The organism is Tistlia consotensis USBA 355, assembly GCF_900177295.1.
Lineage (GTDB): Bacteria > Pseudomonadota > Alphaproteobacteria > Kiloniellales > DSM-21159 > Tistlia > Tistlia consotensis.
In genome coordinates, this window is the sequence record NZ_FWZX01000015.1 from 92,706 (window position 1) to 111,761 (window position 19,056).

16 protein-coding genes are annotated in these 19,056 nt (G+C 72.4%); 11 read left to right on the top strand and 5 right to left on the bottom strand.

Annotated elements, in window-relative coordinates; all coding sequences use genetic code 11:
* Window positions 1-6: 6 nt before the first annotated feature.
* Together B9O00_RS17865 and B9O00_RS17870 are read left to right on the top strand one after the other, a co-directional pair.
* On the top strand, window positions 7-1,185 hold the full coding sequence (locus B9O00_RS17865) for a type III PLP-dependent enzyme (protein WP_218822807.1): 1,179 nt from the start codon (window positions 7-9) through the stop codon (window positions 1,183-1,185).
* Window positions 1,182-2,054 carry an alpha/beta fold hydrolase gene (locus tag B9O00_RS17870; RefSeq protein ID WP_218822808.1) on the top strand — a complete coding sequence of 291 codons (873 nt, stop codon included), beginning with the start codon at window positions 1,182-1,184 and terminating at the stop codon, window positions 2,052-2,054. The genes B9O00_RS17865 and B9O00_RS17870 overlap by 4 nt, the downstream gene beginning before the upstream one ends.
* On the opposite strand, the gene B9O00_RS17875 is transcribed toward B9O00_RS17870, so the two are convergent.
* Window positions 2,038-2,427: a DUF302 domain-containing protein gene (locus tag B9O00_RS17875; RefSeq protein ID WP_085124064.1), complete on the bottom strand. Its 390-nt coding sequence runs from the start codon at window positions 2,425-2,427 to the stop codon at window positions 2,038-2,040. The genes B9O00_RS17870 and B9O00_RS17875 overlap by 17 nt on opposite strands.
* 109 nt (window positions 2,428-2,536) lie before the next feature.
* Between B9O00_RS17875 and B9O00_RS17880 the strand changes: the two genes are divergently transcribed.
* Window positions 2,537-3,556, top strand: a complete 1,020-nt coding sequence (locus B9O00_RS17880) for a YheT family hydrolase (RefSeq protein ID WP_085124065.1) — start codon at window positions 2,537-2,539, stop codon at window positions 3,554-3,556.
* Here the strand turns inward: B9O00_RS17880 and B9O00_RS17885 are convergent.
* Together B9O00_RS17885 and hemB are read right to left on the bottom strand one after the other, a co-directional pair.
* The gene (locus B9O00_RS17885) at window positions 3,537-4,172 is read right to left on the bottom strand and encodes a peroxiredoxin (protein WP_085124066.1); all 636 of its coding nucleotides are present in this window, start codon (window positions 4,170-4,172) and stop codon (window positions 3,537-3,539) included. The genes B9O00_RS17880 and B9O00_RS17885 overlap by 20 nt on opposite strands.
* An 89-nt stretch (window positions 4,173-4,261) precedes the next feature.
* Window positions 4,262-5,263: a porphobilinogen synthase gene (gene hemB, locus B9O00_RS17890; protein ID WP_085124067.1), complete on the bottom strand. Its 1,002-nt coding sequence runs from the start codon at window positions 5,261-5,263 to the stop codon at window positions 4,262-4,264.
* A 189-nt stretch (window positions 5,264-5,452) separates the two neighbouring features.
* Between hemB and B9O00_RS17895 the strand changes: the two genes are divergently transcribed.
* Both B9O00_RS17895 and B9O00_RS17900 read left to right on the top strand, forming a co-directional pair.
* Entirely contained in the window at window positions 5,453-7,195 is a 1,743-nt protein-coding gene (locus B9O00_RS17895) for a sensor histidine kinase (RefSeq protein ID WP_085124068.1), read from the top strand.
* Between the two features lie 122 nt (window positions 7,196-7,317).
* Window positions 7,318-8,406: a TRAP transporter substrate-binding protein gene (locus B9O00_RS17900; RefSeq protein ID WP_085124069.1), complete on the top strand. Its 1,089-nt coding sequence runs from the start codon at window positions 7,318-7,320 to the stop codon at window positions 8,404-8,406.
* A 110-nt stretch (window positions 8,407-8,516) separates the two neighbouring features.
* Here the strand turns inward: B9O00_RS17900 and B9O00_RS17905 are convergent, their stop codons facing one another.
* Both B9O00_RS17905 and B9O00_RS17910 read right to left on the bottom strand, forming a co-directional pair.
* Window positions 8,517-9,839, bottom strand: coding sequence for an O-acetylhomoserine aminocarboxypropyltransferase/cysteine synthase family protein (locus B9O00_RS17905; protein ID WP_085124070.1), 1,323 nt, complete (start codon window positions 9,837-9,839; stop codon window positions 8,517-8,519).
* Window positions 9,840-10,148: 309 nt separating this feature from the next.
* Window positions 10,149-11,075 (bottom strand): hypothetical protein, encoded by a 927-nt coding sequence (locus B9O00_RS17910; RefSeq protein ID WP_085124071.1) that lies wholly within the window; start codon window positions 11,073-11,075, stop codon window positions 10,149-10,151.
* A 300-nt stretch (window positions 11,076-11,375) separates the two neighbouring features.
* On the opposite strand from B9O00_RS17910, the gene B9O00_RS17915 reads away from it, so the two are divergent.
* The 6 genes from B9O00_RS17915 (at window position 11,376) to B9O00_RS17940 (ending at window position 19,038) form a co-directional block, all read left to right on the top strand.
* Window positions 11,376-12,518, top strand: coding sequence for an acyl-CoA dehydrogenase family protein (locus B9O00_RS17915; protein ID WP_085124072.1), 1,143 nt, complete (start codon window positions 11,376-11,378; stop codon window positions 12,516-12,518).
* Window positions 12,515-13,972: a tetratricopeptide repeat protein gene (locus B9O00_RS17920; RefSeq protein ID WP_085124073.1), complete on the top strand. Its 1,458-nt coding sequence runs from the start codon at window positions 12,515-12,517 to the stop codon at window positions 13,970-13,972. Before B9O00_RS17915 ends, B9O00_RS17920 begins: the two co-directional genes overlap by 4 nt.
* A 7-nt stretch (window positions 13,973-13,979) precedes the next feature.
* Window positions 13,980-15,416, top strand: coding sequence for a tetratricopeptide repeat protein (locus B9O00_RS17925; RefSeq protein ID WP_085124074.1), 1,437 nt, complete (start codon window positions 13,980-13,982; stop codon window positions 15,414-15,416).
* Between the two features lie 101 nt (window positions 15,417-15,517).
* Window positions 15,518-16,606, top strand: coding sequence for an enoyl-CoA hydratase/isomerase family protein (locus tag B9O00_RS17930; protein WP_085124075.1), 1,089 nt, complete (start codon window positions 15,518-15,520; stop codon window positions 16,604-16,606).
* A 91-nt stretch (window positions 16,607-16,697) separates the two neighbouring features.
* On the top strand, window positions 16,698-17,609 hold the full coding sequence (mmsB, locus tag B9O00_RS17935) for a 3-hydroxyisobutyrate dehydrogenase (RefSeq protein WP_085124109.1): 912 nt from the start codon (window positions 16,698-16,700) through the stop codon (window positions 17,607-17,609).
* Window positions 17,610-17,721: 112 nt separating this feature from the next.
* Window positions 17,722-19,038, top strand: a complete 1,317-nt coding sequence (locus tag B9O00_RS17940) for a cytochrome P450 (RefSeq protein WP_159460247.1) — start codon at window positions 17,722-17,724, stop codon at window positions 19,036-19,038.
* Window positions 19,039-19,056: the final 18 nt, after the last annotated feature.

Genomic DNA, 19,056 nt, shown 5'->3' on the forward strand with positions numbered 1-19,056 from the left:
GACCCCGTGGCGGCGCCGCGCCAGTTCGCCGACGCCCGGGCCGTCGCGGCGGCGCTGCGCCCGAGCTATCCGGTCTACTGCCTCAGGCCGCACGTCCTGGCGCGCCAGGCCAAGCGCTTCCTGACCCAGTTCCCCGGCGCGGTGCTCTACGCCGTCAAGTGCAACCCGCACCCGCTGGTCGTCGACGCGCTCTACAAGGCCGGCATCCGCCATTTCGACACCGCCTCGCTGCCCGAGATCGCGCAGATCGCCGAGACCTATCCCGACGCGCTCAGCTACTTCATGCATCCGGTCAAGAGCCGGGCGGTGATCAAGAACGCCTACCGGGTCTACGGCGTGCGCCATTTCGTCGTCGACCACGAGGCCGAGCTGGAGAAGGTGCTGGAGGAGACCGGCGGCCGCGACGTCACGATCATGGTGCGGATCAACACGCCGCCCTCCGAGGGCACGCTCTATCACCTCTCCAAGAAGTTCGGCGCCGCGCCGGCGCAGGCGGTCGCGCTGCTGCGGCGCGCGGTCGCGGCCGGCTGCCCGACCGGCATCGCCTTCCACGTCGGCTCGCAGTGCCTGAAGCCCGAGGCCTACCGCGTCGCCCTCGACCTCTGCGGCCGGATCCTCTCCGAGGCCGGCGTCGAGCCGGTCGCGATCGACGTCGGCGGCGGCTTTCCGGCCCGCTACGTCGAGATGGACTCGCCGCCGCTCGCCGACTTCTTCCAGGCGATCCGCGACGGCCTCAAGGCCAACCGCGTCGGCCCGACCGTCGAGGTGCTGTGCGAGCCGGGGCGGGCGCTGGTCGCCGCCGGCTGCTCGCTGCTGGTCCAGGTCCAGCTGCGCAAGGACCGCCAGCTCTATATCAACGACGGCATCTACGGCTCGCTGTCGGAGACGGTCGACGCCGGCATCCGCCTGCCGGCGCGGCTGATCCGCCTGGGCGATCCGGCGCCGGCCGAGGCGACCCAGGATTTCGTGCTGAACGGACCGACCTGCGATTCCCTGGACGTCGTGCCCGGCACCTTCGAGCTGCCGGCCGACGTCCGCGAGGGCGACTGGATCGAGATCGACCAGGTCGGCGCCTACTCGAACGCGCTCGCCACCCACTTCAACGGCTTCTTCCCGGAGACCTTCGTGACCGTCCAGGATCCTTCGCCCGCCTTCGCCGAGACGACCAGGGAGAGCGCGGCGTGACCGCGCCCGCGCTGACGCCGGTGCTGCGCCGCCTGTCGTGCCTCGCCAAGGACGGCTTCCACGACATGGCCTACTGGGAGTGGGGCGCGCCGGACGCGCCGCGCACGGCGCTCTGCGTCCACGGCCTGTCGCGCAACGGACGCGACTTCGACGACCTGGCGGCGGCCCTGGTCGAGGCCGGCTGGCGGGTCGTCTGCCCGGACGTCGTGGGCCGCGGCGAGAGCGGCCGGCTGCGCGATCCGCTCGACTACAACCCGCTGCAGTACCGCAGCGACCTCGTCGCCCTGGTCGCCCGGCTCGGCGTCGAGCAGCTCGACTGGATCGGCACCTCGATGGGCGGCCTGATCGCCATGGTGACGGCCTGCCTGCCGGGCCATCCGATCCGGCGGCTGGTGCTCAACGACATCGGGCCCTTCGTGCCGAAGGCCGCGCTCGAGCGCATCGCGGCCTCGGTCGGCCAGGACCCGACCTGGCCCGACCTCGAGGCCGCGGAGACCTTCCTGCGCCAGGCCTACGCGCCTTTCGGCATCCGCGGCGACGCGCAGTGGCGGCACTTCACGGAGATCTCGGTCCGCGCCAGGCCGGAGGGCGGCTGGGGCCGCAACTACGACCCCAGGATCGCCGCTGCCTTCGAGGCAGGGGCCCTGAAGGACATCGACCTCTGGGCGCAGTGGGACCTGCTGGACCTGCCGGTGCTGGTGCTGCGCGGCGCCGAATCGGACGTGCTGCTGCCCGAGACGGCCGCCGAGATGGCGCGCCGCGGCCCGCGCGCGGAGGTCCTGGAGCTGCCGGGCTGCGGCCACGCGCCGCCGCTGCTGGAGCCCTCGCAGACCGCCCCGGTCGTCGAGTGGCTCAGAGGCGGTGCATGACCTTCTCCAGCTTGCCGCGCACCGTCTCGGCGAGCGCCTCCAGCGCCGGGTTCTTGACGGCCTGCATCGAGGCGGCCGGGTCGACCGCCGCGACCTCGACGTGGCCGCCCAGCATCTCCTGAACGACCACGTTGCACGGCAGCATCGTGCCGATCTTGTCCTCGGCCTCGAGCGCCTGGTGCGCGAGCGGCGGGTTGCAGGCGCCGAGAATGCGGTACTTGCGGAATTCGAGGCCGAGCTTGTCCTTCAGCGTCCGCTGGACGTCGATGTCGGTGAGCACGCCGAAGCCCTCCTCCTTGAGGGCCCCGGTGACGCGCTCGACGACCTCGTCGAAGCTCGCGTCGTCCAGCGTCTTGGCCAGGTAGTAGCTCATGCTCCGGTCTCCCGATAAATATTCGATTATCCGAATATGATGGGCGTGGCCCTCCGGCTGCAAGGGGCCGTGGACTGGTACTTCGGCGCCGCCGGCCTATTTGCAAGGGATGACCGGAGCCGACGACGCAGCCGCCTTCGTGCCGCGCGCGCCCTGGTGGGGCGGCGACCTGCAGACCCTGCGCAACCTGCTGGCCGGTATCCGGCCGGACCTCTCGCCCTGGCCGGCCGAGCGGATCTTCGTGCGTCTGCCCGACGGCGACCGCCTGCCGGTCCTGCTGCACCAGGGCGAGGGCGCGGGGCGGCCGACGGTGGTCGTGATCCACGGCCTGACCGGCTGCGAGGACTCGACCTACGTCAAGGCTACGGCGCGCTGGTTCCTGGTGCGCGGCTGGCCGGTGCTGCGGGTCAACCTGCGCGGCGCCGGGCCGGCCGGGCCGCTGTGCCGGCTCGGCGCCTACCACGCCGGGCGCAGCGAGGACCTGAGGGCGCTCTTCGCCGTGCTGCGCTGGCAGCGGCCCGAGCTGGTCGCCCGGGGCGTGCTGCCGGTCGGCTTCTCCCTGGGCGGCAACATGCTGCTGAAGTTCCTGGCCGAGAACGACTTTCCGGTCGCCGTCCTGGCCGCCGCCGCGGTCTCGGCGCCACTCGACCTGGCCGCTGCCCAGGCCTGTCTGATGCTGCCGCGCAACGCGGCCTACCAGCGCTACATCCTGCACCACATGCGCCGCGAGCTGCAGGCCTCGGCCCAGGAGGCCCCGGCCGCCGTGCGCCGTCGGGCGCTGGCGGCCGGCACGGTGCGGGCCTTCGACGAGCTCTGGACCGCGCCGCGCAGCGGCTTCGCCGACGCCGAGGCCTACTACCGGGCCTGCAGTGCCGGACCGCTGCTGCCGGAGATCCGGGTGCCGACCCTGGCGATCCACGCCGCGGACGACCCCTGGATCCCGATCGAGGCCTACCGCGCCGTCGACTGGGCCGGCAACCCGGCCCTGACGCCGCTGCTGCCGGCCTCGGGCGGCCACGTCGGCTTCCACGCCGCCGACCGCCCGGAGCCCTGGCACGACCGGATGATCGAGGCCTTCTTCCTGGAGCGCGCCGGCCTCGAGGGGCGGCTCAGGCGCCCGGCTGCTTGACCATGCGCAGGTAGGGCTTCTTCTCGTCCCAGCCGCCGGGGAACAGCTTCCTGGCCTCCTCGGTCGACAGCGACGGCACGATGATGCAGTCGGCACCCAGCTTCCATTCGACCGGTGTCGCGACCTTGTGCTTGTCGGTCAGCTGCAGCGAGTCGATGACGCGCAGGATCTCCTCGAAGGAGCGTCCGGTCGAGGCCGGGTAGGTGATGATCAGGCGGATCTTCTTGTTCGGGTCGATGATGAAGACCGAGCGCACCGTCAGGGTGTCGTTGGCGTTCGGGTGGATCATGTCGTAGAGACCCGAGACCTTGCGGTCGGGATCGGCGAGCAGCGGGAAGTTCAGGGCCGTGCCCTGGGTCTCGGCGATGTCGCCGACCCAGGCCTTGTGGTCGGCCAGAGGGTCGACCGAGAGGCCGAGCACCTTGACGTTGCGCTTGTCGAACTCCGGCTTCAGCCGCGCCACGGCGCCCAGCTCGGTGGTGCAGACCGGGGTGAAGTCCTTCGGGTGGCTGAACAGGACGCCCCAGCTGTCACCCAGGTACTGGTGCAGGCTGATCGGGCCGTCGGTCGAGTCCTGGGTGAAGTCGGGGGCCGTGTCGCTCAGTCGCAAGGTCATGGCTTGGTTCCTCCGCCTGCTGGTTGTCGCTCCGTCGGCTCGTCCGGCCGCTTCCGGCGGCGCAGGATACCACCGGTTCCGGGCGGCGGTCAGCCGGCGCGCAGCCGCTTCGCCGCCTCGACCGCGAAGTAGGTCAGCACCGCATCGGCGCCGGCGCGCTTGAAGGCGACCAGCGATTCCATCATCGCGCGCTCGCCGTCGAGCCAGCCGTTGAGGGCCGCCGCCTTGATCATCGCGTACTCGCCGGAGACCTGGTAGGCGAAGGTCGGCACGGCGAAGCGCTCCTTCACCCGGCGGATGATGTCGAGGTAGGGCAGGCCCGGCTTGACCATCACCATGTCGGCGCCCTCGGCGAGGTCGAGCGCCACCTCGTGCAGCGCCTCGTCGCTGTTCGCCGGGTCCATCTGGTAGGTCTTCTTGTCGCCCTTGAGCGCGCCCGACGAGCCGATGGCGTCGCGGAACGGGCCGTAGAAGGCGCTGGCGTACTTGGCGGCGTAGGAGCAGATCCGCGTGTCCTGCAGGCCGGCCTGATCGAGCGCCCGGCGGATTGCGGCGATGCGCCCGTCCATCATGTCCGAGGGCGCGATGACGTCGCAGCCGGCCTGGGCCTGGACCAGGGCCTGGCGGCACAGGATCTCGACCGTCTCGTCGTTGAGCACCCGCTCGCCGTCGAGCAGGCCGTCGTGGCCGAGCGGATTGAAGGGATCGAGCGCGACGTCGCCGACCAGCCCGACCTGCGGCACCGCCGTCTTGAGCGCCCGCAGGCCGCGGCAGATCAGGTTGTCGGGATTGACCGCCTCCTCGCAGGCCGGCGTCTTCAGCCGCTCGCGCACCTTGGGGAACAGGCCGATCGCCGGGATGCCCAGCTCGGCGGCCCGGCCGACCGCGTCGACCGCTTCCGAGACGGTCAGGCGGCGCTGGCCCGGCATCGAGGCGATCTCTGCCTCGCTGTCGTCATCCTCGCGCAGGAAGACCGGCCAGATCAGGTCGTCGGCGCTCAACCTGTGCTCGGCGACCAGGCGCCGGGTCCAGTCGTCGCTGCGATTGCGCCGCATGCGGGTCTGGGGGAAGGGCCCCCGGGTCTCGACCATCTCGGGCTCGTGCTGCTGGTGACGGGGTGATGGGCCGCGATCCTAGAGCGCGGCCGGGAAGGGGACAAGTTGGCGAAGCTTCAAGACGACGCGGGGCTGCCATGGCCTTGCGGCTTTGATCCATGTAATGGCTCGGCTAGGCTCGATGGTCTAGGCATCGCGCCGTGGCGATGACAGGGCCTGCTGGTCATGGTTGAAGGTCGGACATCGGCGACCGCTATCGGCGCGGCTGCGGCGGCAGCCCCGGCGCCCCGGCGCGAGCGCTCCTTCTGGCACCGGCCCCGGCCGATCGGGCTCTATCTCGCGCTGCTCGCCCTGGTGACCCTGGCGCCGGCCTTCCTCTACTCGGCGCTGGTCCTGCAGCGCAACAACGAGGCCCAGCGGGAGGTCGTCCAGACCCTGGTCTACGGCACCGCCGGCTCGCTCGCCCAGTCGGTCGATCGCGAGCTCTCGTCGATGCTGACGACGCTGCGCATCCTGGCGACCCTGCCGTCGCTGCAGCAGGGCGACTACGAGACCTTCCACAGCCGGGCCCAGGCCGCGCTGGAGGGCACCGGCACCTTCATGATCCTGCTCGACGATCGGCTGCGCCAGATCCTCAACACCCGCGTCGCCTTCGGCACGGACCTCGGCCCGACCTCCGATCCGGCGTCCGCGCGCCTCGCCGTCGAGCGCGACGCGCCGGTCGTCTCCGACGCCTTCTTGGGAAAGACCTCGGGCAAGTGGGTCTTCAACGTCGTCCTGCCGGTCGTCGAGGGCGATGGCTCGAAGCGCGTGCTGATCCTGACGCGCAACGCCGAGAAGCTGTCGGACACGCTGCGCAGCCAGCAGTTCCCGCCGGGCTGGAAGGTCGTGCTGCTCGACACCCAGGGCGCGGTGATCGCCTCCTCGGATCCCGAGACCGAGACCGGCCGGCGCTTCTTCCTGCAGACCGGGGCGAACGGCGCCCAGGGCCTGGTCCGCGAGACCGAGGGCGGCGTCGACTACCTGGCGGTCGTGCAGCCGTCGCTGAACTCCGACTGGCGCGTCGTCGCCTGGGCGCCGAAGGCGGTGCTGCGCGAGCCGTTCCGCCGCGCCTTCGAGCTGCTGGTCGTCGGCGGCCTGCTGATCGCCGCTGCGGCGCTGCTCGCGGTGGTCTGGCTGTCGCGCCGGATCGGCCGCCCGGTCGGGCGCCTGGCGCGCGACGCGGAGCGGCTCGGCCGCGGCGAGGACGTCGAGCCCTTCGACCCGCCGATCAGCGAGGTCGCGACGGTCTCCGCGGCCTTGTCGGAGGCCTCGCGCAGCCGCAAGGCGGCCGAGAACGAGATCCGCTTCCTGATGCGCGAGGTCGCGCACCGCTCGAAGAACCAGCTGGCGGTGATCGCCGCGATCGCCAAGCAGACCGCCAAGGGCGCCGACTCGCTACGGGACTTCGAGGTCGCCTTCCAGCGCCGGCTGCAGGGCCTGGCGCGCTCGACCGACCTGATGGTCAAGGAGAACGCGTCGGGCGTCGAGCTGCTCGCCCTGGTCGAGACCCAGCTGGAGCCGTTCCGGCCGACCGAGCAGAGCCGCGTCTCGCTGCGCGGCCCGCACTGCCGCCTGTCGATCCACAGCGCCCAGATGCTGGGCATGGCGATCCACGAGCTGGCGACCAACGCGGCCAAGTACGGGGCCTTCGCCGGCACCGCCGGCAGCCTCGACGTGAGCTGGCACGACACCGGGCAGCGGCTCAGCCTGCAGTGGCGCGAGCGCACCGTGCAGGCGGTCGCCGAGAGCGGGCGCAGCGGCTTCGGCACGATGGTCATCGAGCGCATGGTCGGGCAGTCGCTCGGCGCCGAGGTCGAGCGGCGGCTGCACGGCGACGGCATCGAGTGGCGCTTCGAGATCCCGCGCGAGAACCTCGACGGCGGCGGGCAGGACGCCGGCGAGGCGCATCCCGAGCTGCACGCCTGACGGCGTCCGGCCGCCGTCCGCGCATGGCTGAGGCCGTGATCGGACCGGCTCGGCAGGCTGGCGTCGCGCGACGCGCTGGAGGACACTGCGAGGCTGTGAATTTCCGTGAGGGAGAGACTTGGATGCCGCGTTCCGACCGTCGCCGATTCCTGAGGGCCGCGGGGGTGGGGCTGGCCGGCGGAGCCGCCGCCGGCCTCGCCAGGCCGGCGCTCGCCCAGCAGCGCTTCGAGCTCAAGATGGTGACGGCCTGGCCGAAGAACGCGCCGGGCGTCGGCGTCAACGCCGAGCGCTTCGCCGAGAAGCTGCGCGTGCTGTCCGGCGGCCGCCTCGACGTCAAGGTCTTCGCTGCCGGCGAGCTGGTGCCGCCCTTCGAGGCCTTCGACGCGGTCGCCTCGGGCACCGCCGACATGGCGCACGCGACGCCCTACTACTGGGTCGGCAAGTCGCCGGCGCTGAACTGGTTCACCGGCGTGCCCTTCGGCATGACCGCCGTCGAGGCCTACGCCTGGCTGCGCTTCGGCGGCGGCCAGGCGCTGTGGGACGAGGTCTACGACGGCTTCGGCATCAAGCCCTACTACGCCGGCTCCAGCGGCACCCAGGCCGGCGGCTGGTTCAACCGCAAGATCGAGACGGTCGAGGACTTCAAGGGCCTGAAGTTCCGCATCGCCGGCCTGGGCGGCGAGGTCATGCGCCGGCTCGGCGCGGCGACAGTGATGATGCCGCCGGGCGAGATCACCCAGGCGCTGGCCGCCGGCACGGTCGACGGCGCCGACTGGGTCGGGCCCTGGAACGACCTGGCGTTCGGCCTCTACCGCTTCGCCAAGTACTACTACATGCCCGGCTTCCACGAGCCGGGGCCGGGGCTCGAGGTGATCGTCAACAAGAAGGTGCTGGCCGGGCTGCCCGACGACCTCAAGGCGATGATCGCGGTCGCCGCCGACGCCACGGCGATCGAGACCCTGGGCGACTTCACCTACCACAACGTCGTCAGCCTCAAGGTGCTGACCGACGAGCACGGCGTCCAGGTGCTGACCTTCCCGGACCCGGTGGTCAAGCGCCTGAAGGAGGTCAGCGACCAGGTCCTGAAGGAGCTGGCGACCCACGACCGCCTGACCCTGAAGGTCGCCGAATCCTACGGCGATTTCCTGACCCAGGCGACCGCCTACGCCCCGCTCGCCGAGCAGGGCATCCTGACCTGGCGGCAGATGTAGGGAAGGTCGGAGCAGGCGTCCCCCTCACCCTCCCGCGCTGTCGCGCGGGTCCCTCCCTCTCCCCTGAGGGGAGAGGGGCGGGGTGAGGGGGCCGAACGCTCCAGCGCCTCCTACTCCGCCGCGCGCGGCAGCCGCGCCGACGCGGCGAGGCCGCGGTCGAGGTCGGCCAGGATGTCGTCGATGTGCTCGATGCCGACCGACAGGCGCACGTAGCCGGGCGAGACGCCCGAGGCGATCTGCTCCTCGGGCTGCAGCTGGGAGTGCGTGGTGGTCGCCGGGTGGATCGCCAGGCTGCGCGTGTCGCCGATGTTGGCGACGTGATAGAACAGCTCGAGCCCGTCGATGAAGCGCCGGCCGGCGTCGGCGCCGTCCTTCAGCTCGAAGCCGACCAGGCCGCCCAGGCCGCCGCGCAGGTAGGTCTCGGCGCGCCGACGCTGCTCGGCCCCGGCATGGAAGCTCGGGTAGATGACCGTCGCGACCTCCGGCCGGTCGCGCAGGTACTCGGCGACCGCCAGCGCATTGGCCGAGTGCGCCCGGATGCGCAGCGGCAGGGTCTCCAGGCCCTGGATGATCTGGAAGGCGTTGAAGGGGCTGAGCGCCGCGCCGAGGTCGCGCAGCAGGGTGGTGCGCGCCTTGACCGTGTAGGCGATCGGCCCCAGCGGCTTGACCGCCTGGGTCCAGACCGCGCCGTGGTAGCTCGGGTCCGGCTGGTTGAGCAGCGGGAAGCGCTCGGCGTGGGCCTCCCAGTCGAAGTTGCCGCCGTCGACGATCAGGCCGCCGATCGAGGTGCCGTGGCCGCCGATGTACTTGGTCGTCGAGTAGACGACGATGTTGGCGCCGTGCTCGAGCGGCCGGCAGAGCACCGGCGCCGCGGTGTTGTCGAGGATCAGCGGCACGCCGAGCGCCTTGCCGATGGCCGCGACCTCGGCGATCGGGAAGACGGTCAGCTTCGGGTTCGGCAGGGTCTCGCCGTAGTAGGCGCGGGTCTTGTCGTCGGTCGCCCGGCGGAAGTTCTCCGGATCGGCCGGGTCGACGAAGCGCACCTCGATGCCCTGGTTCGACAGGGTGTTGGCGAAGAGGTTCCAGGTGCCGCCGTAGAGGTCGGTCGAGCTGACCACGTTGTCGCCGGCCCGGGCGATGTTCTGAATCGCGAGGGCCGAGGCGGCCTGGCCCGAGGCGACGGCGAGGCCGGCGACGCCGCCCTCCAGCGCCGCGAGGCGCTGCTCCAGCACGTCGCAGGTCGGGTTCATGATGCGGGTGTAGATGTTGCCCAGCTCCTTGAGGGCGAAGAGATCGCCGGCGTGCTGGGTGTCGCGGAACTGGTACGAGGTGGTCTGGTAGATCGGCACCGCGACGGCGCCGGTCGCCGGATCGGCGCGATAGCCGGCGTGCAGCACCTGGGTCTCGGGGTTCTTCGAGGAAACGTTGGCCATGATCGGGCCCTCCCTTGGATCGCATCAACGATGCCGGCGGAGCCGGCGGCGGTGGCGAGGGGCCCAGGTGACCTGGCTCTTTAGCTTTTGTTGACCCGGAGCAAGCTGCCCCTCAAATCACCGGGAGCCGGTTGGGCCGGCCAGGCCTCGTCTCGCCGTCCCGCGCCGCCGGAGCGCAGACCCCGGAAACGAAAACGACCGCCGCGGCGGGCGCCGGGCGGTCTGTCTGCCCAACGCTTTAGCCGCATTTGTTAAGCGCCCGCAAGCTGTAGCTCAAATCGGCGCTGGGCCAAAAGACTGCTGCCGAGGCTACCAGCTGTCAAGCGGATTTCGCCGCCGGCTGCGCGGCTTGGCCGGCAGGCCCTGCATCATCGGGATGTCGATCTCGTCGCTCGGCACGCAGAGCGTCATCAGGTCGGCGCGGCCGTCGGCCCGGCGCACCGGCAGGATCAGCCGCTCGAAGCGGAACCAGTAGGCCTCCTCCTCCGGCCAGGTGAAGGGCAGCCTCAGGTGGTCGAAGCGCGGCGTCAGCTGCTGCAGCAGCTGGCGCCGCAGCGGCGCCGAGAGCGTGCGGCCGAGATGGCTCGGCAGGTCGGCCAGGAAGGCGTCCCACAGGTCCTCGGTGGTGACCTGCCAGCTCGGCAGGCCCTGGTCGGTGTACCAGAAGACCAGCGGCGCCAGCTCCGGGCTCTCGGCGAAGCGCAGGTCGGGACCCAGGGCGTCGATCAGCTGCTCGGCCGCCGGCAGGCGGCCGCGCCAGCAGAGCCGCCGCCAGGCGTCGAAGCCGTGGCGCAGCGGCCGGCTGGCGCAGGCGAGGCGCTCCAGCGGGCGCTCCAGGACGGTCGTGCCGAGGAAGGGGGTGGCGCCGCGCAGGCCGAGGATCTGCTCCATGCGCGTCGCCGCCATCGAGCCGCTGAAGAAGCACTCGTCGATCCAGGCGCCGACGCAGTAGCGCAGGTGCACGGCGCGGACCTCGCGGTGGCGCCGGTGGACATAGGCGACAGCGGCCTGCAGGGCGGTCTCGTCGACCCAGCAGGCGTCCCACTGCACGGTCAGGTGCCGGCCGCCCTCCATGACCTTGACCAGCCGCATCAGGCGGAAGGCGAGGCGGTGCGAGCGCTCGTCGTCGCCGATCGGCTGGCTGCGCCAGAGATCGTCGCTGTTGCGGTCGACCGCCCGGAAGGTGCCCAGGTCGTCGACCCACCAGACCTGTTCGTCCTGCCGGCAGCGGGCCACCCAAGAGGCCCGGCCCGGCGCAAGCGATGTATGCCCCACGACGCCCCCGTTCGTCGCTTTCCGCCGCGGCGGAGAGATCGCGAACCCGGATCCCCTCTAGTTATCTATCCTAAATGCAAAGAATGACAAGTTTCGCGCATAGGTGGTTCTTCGCCGGCGGACTTGACCGCGGTCCCGGGAGACGGGACGGTTCATCGAAGCAAGCAATACCTGCGCGATGCTCTGGATCACCGGGACCCCGGCCGGATATCTTTGCGCCGATCAAGAACAGGCCGGCAGGCCACAGGGAGGAGGGCGCGCATGGATTTCGAGCCGACCGAGGAACAGGAGGCGTTCCGTGACGTCGCGCGGGCCTTTGCGCGCGACGAGATGGCGCCGCACGCGGCCGAATGGGACGCCGGCTGCGTCTTCCCGGTCGAGACGCTGCGCAGGGCCGCCGCGCTCGGCTTCGCCGGCATCTACGTCGGCGACGACGTCGGCGGCTCGGGCCTGTCGCGGCTCGACGCCACGCTGATCTTCGAGGAGCTGGCCGCCGCCTGTCCCTCGACCGCCGCCTATCTGTCGATCCACAACATGGCGGCCTGGATGATCGACCGCTTCGGCGACGATGCGCTGCGCCGGCGCTTCCTGCCGAAGCTGATGACCATGGAGCACTTCGCCTCCTACTGCCTGACCGAGCCGGGCCACGGCTCCGACGCGGCGAACCTGCGGACCACCGCCGAGCGGCGTGGCGAGCACTATGTCCTGAACGGCCAGAAGGCCTTCATCTCGGGCGGCGGCGCCAGCGACGTCTACGTCGTGATGTGCCGGACCGGGGCGGCCGGACCGAAGGGCATCTCGACCCTGGTCGTGCCGAAGGACACGCCCGGCCTGTCGTTCGGCAAGAAGGAGGTCAAGCTCGGCTGGAACAGCCAGCCGACCGCCATGGTGATCTTCGAGGACGCCGAGGTGCCGGTCGGGAACCGCCTGGGCGCCGAGGGCGAGGGCTTCAGGATCGCCATGATGGGCCTCGACGGCGGCCGGCTGAACATCGGCGCCTGCTCGCTCGGCGGCGCCCGCGCCTGCCTCGAGCTGGCGCTCGGCTACGTCAAGGAGCGCAAGCAGTTCGGCCAGGCGCTCGCCGACTTCCAGGCGACCCAGTTCAAGCTGGCCGACATGGCGACCGAGCTGGAGGCCGCGCGCCTGATGATCCAGCGGGCGGCCGCCAGGCTCGACGCCAGGGCGCCCGACGCGACGCAGCACTGCGCGATGGCCAAGCGCTTCGCGACCGACGCCGGCTTCCGCATCGTCAACGAGGCGCTGCAGCTGCACGGCGGCTACGGCTACGTGCGCGACTATCCGATCGAGCGCTACCTGCGCGACCTCAGGGTCCACCAGATCCTGGAGGGCACCAACGAGATCATGCGCGTGATCGTCGCCCGGAAGCTGCTGAGCGAGGCATGAGCGAGACCGGGGGGAGCGAGACTGGCGCCAGCGAAGCGGCGGCGAGCCTGAGCGACGGCTGGGCCCGGCTGGCCGAGGGCCGGCTCGGCGAGGCGCGGCTCGTCGGCCTCAAGGTGCTCGCCGCCGAGCCCGACAACGCCGGCGCCAAGCATCTGCTCGGCCTGCTCGCGGCGCATGAGGGCGACGCGGCCTCGGCGCGGCTGCTGCTCGACGAGGCGGCGGCGGCCGGCGGCGGCGCGCGGATCATGAACGACCTCGGCTCGGTCGACTTCGGCCAGCAGCGCTACGATGCCGCCGCGGCCAGCTTCGAACGCGCCATCGAGGCGGAGCCCGGCTTCGCCGACGCCATCGGCAACCTCGGCTCGGTGCGCCTGATGCAGGGCCGGCTGGCGGAGGCGAGGGAGCTGTTCCACCGCGCCCTGGACCTGCGTCCGGGCCATGTCCCGCTGCTGAAGGCGCTCGGCCGCGTCGAGGCGCAGCGCGGCGACTACGCGGCGGCGCTGCGGGCCCTGGCGCGGGCCAGCGCCGCGGCCCCCGACGATCCGCAGATCGAGCGGGCCGTCGCCGAGGTGGCCGGGCTGCACCGCATGGCCTGGCACTTCCCGATGATGAACGACGCGCGCCGCAACCGGGCGTTCCGGGAGGCGATCGAGCGCACGGTCCGGCCGGGCGACCTGGTGCTCGAGATCGGCACCGGCTCGGGCCTGCTGGCGATGATGGCGGCGCGCGCCGGCGCGGAGCGCGTCGTCACCCTGGAGCTGGTGCCGCAGCTCGCGGCCCTGGCCCGCGAGGTCATTGCGCGCAACGGCCTGGCCGACCGCGTCGAGGTGCTGCCGGTCTCCTCCCGGGCCGCCACGGTGGGCGAGCAGCTGCCGCGCCCGGCCGACGTGCTGATCTCCGAGGTGCTGGATGCCAACCTGCTCGGCGAGGACGTGCTCGGCACGGTCGCCGACGCGCAGCAGCGCCTGCTGGCGCCGGGCGCGCGCGTGCTGCCGGCGCGGGCGCGGCTGCTCGGACGTCCGGTCGAGAGCGAGCGGATGGAGCGCTTCCTCTCGGTCGGCGAGATCGAGGGCTTCGACCTCTCGCCCTTCGGGCGCATGGCCATGGCGCCGCTGATGCGCTTCGACACGACGGGGCTCGGCAACCGCCCGCTGGGCCCGGCCTTCGAGGTCCTGGAGATCGACCTGACCCGGCCGCTTCCGCTCGACGGCCGCGCGAGCCTCGAGGCGCGGGTCGAGGCCCCGGGACGGCTCGACGCGCTGGTGCTGTGGATCGAGATCGAGGTCGCCGAGGGCATCGTCTACTCGGCCGATCCGAGCGGGCCCTGGACCAGCTGGCACCAGGCGGTCCAGCCGGTCGAGGGCCGGCCGCGGGTCGAGGCCGGGCAGCGCCTGCGCATCGAGGTCGAATGGCAGCGGCGCTTCGTCTTCCTCGGGACGACCGTAGAGGGCTGACCGGCCGATGGACTTCAGCCAGCGCGTGCAGCAGGCGGCCGCCAAGCACCAGGCGGGCCGGCTCGACGAGGCGGCGGCCGACTACCGGGCGATCCTGGCGCTGCAGCCCGGCCAGCCCGACGCGCTGCACCTGCTCGGCCTGGTCGCCCAGGCCAAGGGCCAGGTCGGCCAGGCCATCGACCTGATCGGCAAGGCGGTCGAGGCGGCGCCCGGCCAGGCGCTCTACCGCAACAACCTGGGTGCCATCCTGCTCGGCCAGGGCCGCGCCGCCGAGGCGCTGGCGCAGTTCCGCCGGGTGCTGGAGCTCAATCCGGACTACGCCGAGGCCTGGGTCAACCTGGGCGAGGCCCAGCTCGCCACCGGCGATCCGGCCGCTGCGCAGGGCAGCCTGCGCGAGGGGCTGCGGCGCAATCCCTCGCTGGCCGCCGGCCATGCCGGTCTGGCCAGGGCCTGCGCCGCGCTCGGCCGGGGCGACGAGGGCTTCCGCGCCGCCGCCCGGGCGATCAGCCTGCAGCCGCTGGTGCCCGGCTTCGAGGCCATCGCCGACGAGTTCGCCGAGCGGCGCCGCTATTCCTGGCACTTCCAGATGATGAACGACGCCGCGCGCAACGCCGCCTTCCGGGCGGCGATCGAGCGCAGCGTGCGGCCGGGCATGACCGTGCTGGAGATCGGCACCGGCTCGGGCCTGCTGGCGATGATGGCGGCGCGTGCCGGCGCGGCGCGGGTCGTGACCTGCGAGCGGCGGCCGGAGATCGCGGCGGTCGCCCGCCGGATCGTCGAGGCGAACGGCCTGGCCGACCGGGTGACCGTCGTCGAGGCGGCCTCGACGGCGCTGCAGCTCGGCCAGGCGCTGGCCGCTCCGGCCGACCTGCTGATCGCCGAGATCTACGATTCGCACCTGCTGGCCGAGGACGCCCTGCTGTCCCTCGCCGACGCCAAGGCCCGGCTGCTCAAGCCCGGCGCGCCGATCCTGCCCGGGCGGATCCTGCTCCGGGGCCGGCCGATCGAGAGCGAGGAACTCGCCGGCTACGGCCGGGTCGGCACGGTCGAAGGCTTCGACCTCTCGCCGTTCGACGCGCTGGCCAACGCCCGCTTCCTGGCGGCCGACGCGCGCGAGGCGCCCTGGCGCGCGCTCGGGGCGCCGCTGCCGCTGCTCGATTTCGAGCTGTCGCGCTTCCTGTCGCTGACCGGCAGCGAACGGATCGACTGGACGCCGACGGCGAGCGGCCGGCTCGACGGCTTCCTGCTCTGGTTCGAGCTCGATCTCGGCGAGGGGCTGGTGGTGTCGAACGGACCGGAGTCCGACAGCCGCAGCTGGGCCCAGGGCCTGCAGCTGCTGCCGCGACCGCCGTACGTCGAGGCGGGGCGCCCGGCGGCCCTCCAGGTCGAATGGCTGCGCCGCTTCGTCTTCCTCGACCCGCTCGACGAGCCGCCGGCCGGCTGACGCTGGATTCGGCAGGCCGGCTCTTCTAAACAGGGCCGGCGCGACGGCGGGCGCGGCGGCCGACGGGCCACGACAAAACAGACCAGAAGGCGGTGCAAGGCATGGACGAGACGGCGGAAATCCTCTTCGAGCGGCGCGGCGCGATCGGCCTGGTGACCCTCAGCCGTCCCAAGGCGCTGAACGCCTTGACGCTGGGGATGATCCGGGCCTTCCAGCCGGTGCTCGACGCCTGGGCCGAGGATCCCGGGGTCGGCGCCGTCGTGGTCCGCGGCGCCGGCGAGAAGGCCTTCTGCGCCGGCGGCGACGTGCGCGCCGTCTGGCAGGCCGGCAAGGCCGGCGACGAGGGCGGCCTGACGCGCGACTTCTTCCGCGAGGAGTACATCCTCAACCGCACGGTCTTCCGCTTCCCGAAGCCCTACATCGCGCTGATCGACGGCATCACCATGGGCGGCGGCGTCGGGCTCTCGGTGCACGGCATGATCCGGGTCGCCGGCGACCGGACGCTGGTCGCCATGCCGGAGACCGCGATCGGCCTGTTCCCGGACGTCGGCGGCTCCTACTTCCTGCCGCGCCTGCCGGGCAAGGCCGGGCTCTACCTGGCGCTGACCGGGCACCGCGTGAGGGCGGCCGACTGCCGCTACCTCGGCATCGCCACGCACTACGTGCCGACCGACCGCCAGGAGGAGCTGCTGCAGGCGCTCTGCGAAGCGGAGTTCCCGGGCGACGGCGGCAGCGGCGCCGAGGCGGCGGTCAACCGCTTCGTCGTCCACGCCGGCGGCTCGGAGATGCACCGGCGGCAGGCGCTGATCGACCGCCTCTTCTGCGGCGAGTCGGTCGAGGCGATCGTCTCGGCGCTCGAGGCCGCCGCCGCGAAGGGGGAGGCCGAGGGCGATGCGGGCTGGGCGGCCGAGCAGGTCGACATCCTGCACAAGCGCTCGCCGACCTCGATGAAGGTCGCCTTCGAGCAGCTGCGCCGCGGCGCCAACCTGACCTTCGAGGACTGCATGACCATGGAGTACCGGCTGAGCCAGGCGGCCATGGCCGGCCACAACTTCTACGAGGGCATCCGCGCGGTGCTGGTCGACAAGGACCATGCGCCGGCCTGGCGGCCCGCGTCGCTGGCCGAGGTCGACCGGGCGCTGGTCGAATCGCACTTCAAGCCGCTCGGCGAGCGGGACCTGACGTTCTAAGGGGCTGGCCGCTGCGGCGAGGCCCCCTCTATCGTCATTCCCGCGCGGGCGGGAACGACGCAAGCAACAAGAACCTTCAGTGGAGGACAGCATGGCGGCGATCGGTTTCATCGGTCTCGGCAACATGGGCGGGCCGATGGCCCGCAACCTGGTCAAGGCCGGGCACGACGTGAAGGGCTTCGACCTGGTGCCGGCGGCGCTCGAGGCGGCCCGGGCCGGCGGCATCGAGGTCGTCGGCAGCGCCGAGGACGCCGCCCGCGGCGTCCAGGCGGTCTTCACCATGCTGCCGGCCGGCCCGCACGTCCGAGCCGTCTATCTCGGCCCCGGTGGCGGAGGGGACGGGCAGGGCGGCCTGCTGGCCGCCGCCGACTCCGGCCCCCTCTTCCTCGACTGCTCGACGATCGACGTCGACAGCGCCCGCGCGGTCCACGCCGCTGCCGAGGCCGCCGGCCACCCGATGGTCGACGCGCCGGTCTCGGGCGGCGTCGCCGGCGCCGAGGCCGGCACCCTGACGCTGATGGTCGGCGGCAGCGAGGCCGCCTTCATGAAGGCCGAGCCGCTGCTGAAGGCGGTCGGCCGGAAGGCGATCCACGCCGGCGGCCCCGGCAACGGCCAGGTCGCCAAGGTCTGCAACAACATGATGCTCGGCATCTGCATGCTGGCGACCTCGGAGGCCTTCACCCTGGGCAAGACCCTGGGCCTCGAGCCGAAGACGCTGTTCGACATCGCTTCCAGCGCGTCCGGGATGAACTGGGCGATGATGAACCATCATCCGCTGCCCGGCATCGTCGAGGCCGCCGCCGCCAACCGCGGCTACAAGCCGGGCTTCGCCGCGGCGATGATGCACAAGGACCTCAAGCTGTCCCAGGCCGCGGCGGCCAGCGCCGGCGTCGCGACGCCGCTCGGCGCCGAGGCGGCGCAGCTCTACACGCTCTTCGTCAACGCGGGCCACGGCGACCTCGACTACTCGGCGATCGTCAAGCTGATCGCCGGCGAGGACTGAGCGCCGGAGACCCCGGTCCCCGAGTGTCACGGCGATGGCCGGCGACGGCAGGGAGGAGGGCGTGGGCAGGCCACTGCCGGGCCGCCGGGGCCGAGCCCTGAGGAACCTCCGGGTGGGCTTCCGCGACTACGCGGCCTTCCTCGGGAGGCTGCACGACGAGTTCGGACCGATCGCGACCTTCGATCTGCCGTCGACGACGGTCTGTGCCGTCTTCGACGCGGAACTGATGCAGGAGGCGCTGGTCGCCAAGCGCGCCTGCTTCGAGAAGGGGCCGGCCCTCAAGCGCGCCGGCTTCCTCGGCGGCTCGACGATCCTGACCGGCGACGGCGAGCCGCACCGGCGCCGGCGCCGGCTGCTGCTGCCGGCGTTCCACGGCGAGGCCCTGGCCGGCTACGCCGGTCTCGTCATCGGGGCCGCGGCGGATCTGAGCGGCGGCTGGCGCGACGGCGCGACGGTCGACCTGGCGGCCGAGATGCAGCGCCTCACGCTGCGGATCGAGACGGGCGCCTTCTTCGGCACGGACAGCCGGGTCGAGCCGGCGGTGCTGTCCGACGCCATCGAGGGCATGCGCTGGGACATGAAGCTGCTCTTCCTGCCCTGGAGCGGCCTGCTGCGGCGCCTGCCGCTGCCGCAGAGCCGGAAGGCGCGCCGGGCCTTCGGCCGACTGGACGCGGCGATCCGGGAGGTCGTCCGAAAGGCGCGCGCCGACACGGGCGCCCGGGTCGATCTGGTCTCGCTGCTGGCGCGCGCCCGCGACGAGGCCGGCGGCTATGCCGCGCTCAGCGACTCCGAGGTGCGCGACGAGTGCTATGCCGTCCTGCTCGCCGCGCACGAGGCGACGGTGAACGCGATGGTCTGGGCCTTCCATCACCTGGCCTGCCGTCCCGAGACGCAGGTGCGGCTCGAGCGGGAGCTCGACGCGGTGCTCGCCGGCCGGCCGCCAGCGCCCGCCGACCTGGAGAGCCTGCCTTTCGCCCGGGCGGTCTTCGACGAGACCCTGCGGCTGACGCCGCCCATCGCCTTCTTCGGCCGCCGGGCGATCGCCGACTGCACGATCGGCGGCTACCGGATTCCGGCCGGCACCACGGTCCAGATGGCGGTGCTGACCGCCCAGCGCGATCCCCGCCACTTCCCCGAGCCGGACCGCTTCCTGCCGGAGCGCTGGCTCGAGGAAGGGGGCGGGCCGGGCGACGGGATCGCGTTCCTGGCGTTCGGCGGCGGCAACCGTCTCTGCGTCGGCGGCGCCTTCGCCCGGATGGCAGCGGTCCTGGTCCTCGCCACGGTGGTGCAGCGCTGGCGCTTCCAGCCGCTGCTCGCCGGCCCGGTCGAGACCACCTCCCTGGTCATCTATCGTCCGAAGCACGGGCTGCCGATGCGCCTGATGGCGCGCAGGGACGTGCCGGCCAGCGACGGCGGGGCCCGGGCTTAGGCCGAGCCCGGGGCCGGG

Coding starts and splice junctions, on each gene's coding strand:
- B9O00_RS17875 (WP_085124064.1), bottom strand. CDS start 2,427: ATGAGCTACTACCTGGCCAAGACGCTGGACGACGCGAGCTTCGACGAG.
- B9O00_RS17880 (WP_085124065.1), top strand. CDS start 2,537: ATGACCGGAGCCGACGACGCAGCCGCCTTCGTGCCGCGCGCGCCCTGG.
- B9O00_RS17885 (WP_085124066.1), bottom strand. CDS start 4,172: ATGACCTTGCGACTGAGCGACACGGCCCCCGACTTCACCCAGGACTCG.
- hemB (WP_085124067.1), bottom strand. CDS start 5,263: ATGGTCGAGACCCGGGGGCCCTTCCCCCAGACCCGCATGCGGCGCAAT.
- B9O00_RS17895 (WP_085124068.1), top strand. CDS start 5,453: ATGGTTGAAGGTCGGACATCGGCGACCGCTATCGGCGCGGCTGCGGCG.
- B9O00_RS17900 (WP_085124069.1), top strand. CDS start 7,318: ATGCCGCGTTCCGACCGTCGCCGATTCCTGAGGGCCGCGGGGGTGGGG.
- B9O00_RS17905 (WP_085124070.1), bottom strand. CDS start 9,839: ATGGCCAACGTTTCCTCGAAGAACCCCGAGACCCAGGTGCTGCACGCC.
- B9O00_RS17915 (WP_085124072.1), top strand. CDS start 11,376: ATGGATTTCGAGCCGACCGAGGAACAGGAGGCGTTCCGTGACGTCGCG.
- B9O00_RS17920 (WP_085124073.1), top strand. CDS start 12,515: ATGAGCGAGACCGGGGGGAGCGAGACTGGCGCCAGCGAAGCGGCGGCG.
- B9O00_RS17925 (WP_085124074.1), top strand. CDS start 13,980: ATGGACTTCAGCCAGCGCGTGCAGCAGGCGGCCGCCAAGCACCAGGCG.
- B9O00_RS17930 (WP_085124075.1), top strand. CDS start 15,518: ATGGACGAGACGGCGGAAATCCTCTTCGAGCGGCGCGGCGCGATCGGC.
- mmsB (WP_085124109.1), top strand. CDS start 16,698: ATGGCGGCGATCGGTTTCATCGGTCTCGGCAACATGGGCGGGCCGATG.